At 51.6% G+C, this 1,744-nt stretch carries 1 protein-coding gene; it reads left to right on the forward strand.

From position 1 onward, the window contains the following. Positions 1–80 precede the first annotated feature (80 nt). Positions 81–1,744: helicase (locus EYQ49_08015; GenBank protein ID HIG25817.1), on the forward strand; the 1,664-nt coding region annotated here is incomplete at its 3' end.

Raw genomic sequence — 1,744 nt, forward strand, 5'->3', positions numbered from 1 at the left:
AGGCCTCCGAGGAATACGATTTAGCAGGGTTGTATGCGCAGCGTTGGGAGGCGCATTCCCCATGGCTGGTGTTTTTGCGCATGTTGTGGGAGTTGTACGGCGACACGTCGGCTGATGATTCCATAGAGACGGTGATGAAACTCACGGGGTTTCAGCGTGAAGGGGTAGCGCGCATGCTCCGTATTTTAGATCAGCACGGAGGGGTTATCGTTGCCGACGAAGTTGGTTTGGGTAAAACGTTTATGGCCGCCGAGGTGATGCGTCGCGCTACCGACCAAGAACGGCAACGGGTGTTGATAATCGCTCCAGCTGCGTTGAAGGCCTCCATGTGGGAGCCGTTTCTCGACAAGTTCGATATGTCTCGCCGTATCAAAGTTTATTCGTACGCTGAGATTCGAATTAAGTGGCAAGCCGATGAAGAAAACAACACCGGGTTTCGTCAAGAACTCGACGAGTACGCCTTAGTAGTTATTGATGAAGCTCACAATTTGCGTAACCCTGGGGCGCAACAAACCGAGGTCGTAGCGAACCTGTTATCAGGTAAAAACCCCAAACAGGTAGTGCTATTGACCGCTACCCCGGTCAATAACTCGCTGTTTGATTTACAAACCCTGATTCGGTTCTTTATTCACAACGATGCAGCGTTTGCCCAAAACGGCATCCGGTCAATACGTCAATACATTACCGACGCCCAAAAACTAGACCCCGACTCGCTTTCCCCCGAAGCACTCTTTGGCCTTATAGATCAAGTAATGGTGCGCCGCACCCGGCGGTTTATTAAAGAGCATTACCAGGGCGACAAGATCCCCAACAACCAGGGTGTAGAAGTAACCATTGTTTTCCCAGAACCAGTGCTACACCGCTTGGATTACGACTTAGACGAGTTAGGCACCGAACTAGTCAACGACATGGTGTACGCCTTAGAGCAATCTGAGGACGAACTGCGTTACGAAGACCGCCACCACGACGACGGACGGTTGATGCTGTCTCGCTACACCCCGAGCGCTTACTCGTTAGATGGCGAATACCAAGAAGCTTTCCAGTTCGTAAACGCTGGCTTATTGCGCTCCGGGTTGTTGAAACGCCTGGAGTCATCGCCGACTGCGTTGGCTTCAACTCTCGGAAGGTTAATGACCTCACATCGGGCGTTCCTTTCTGGCTTAGAAAACGGTCATGTAGTGGTTGGTGACGCTTTATCTGAATGGACAACCAGCGACGCCGACGAGTTCGACGACTTCCTCGAAGACCTCGATGACAGCAAAACTTGGAACATCGAATCCGCAGACTTGTTTCATGTTGATGCGTTAACCACTGATGTAACCCGTGATCTTGAACTGTTGGGGAGACTAAAAGTTAAAGCCGACCAAGTAAGCCAGGTAACTGACGCTAAAGCGTTACGACTGATTGAACGCCTACGAGAAATCGCTACCGAAGCCCGCTTAGCGTCTCGAGTTGGTTTGTCATCCAGCGACCGGCGTAAAACCGTAGTGTTCTCCACTTTCACTGACACCATTCGCAGCGTTTATCAAGCCGTTGCCGAAGCAATAGAAAATGCTGACCAAGACGACCCGTTGAGCGACTATAAGGGCCGGGTTCCTTCCCCGGTTTCCGGTTCAAGGTCACGAATTGACCAAGACCAGCAGGCCCGGGTGCTAGCCGGGTTCGCCCCCGAAACAGCCGGCACTAGTACCTCTAAAAACCGTTACGACCTGTTGTTCACTACCGATGTTTTGTCTGAGGGAGT

This window comes from Acidimicrobiia bacterium (assembly GCA_012959995.1).
Taxonomy (GTDB): Bacteria; Actinomycetota; Acidimicrobiia; order Acidimicrobiales; family MedAcidi-G1; genus MedAcidi-G2B.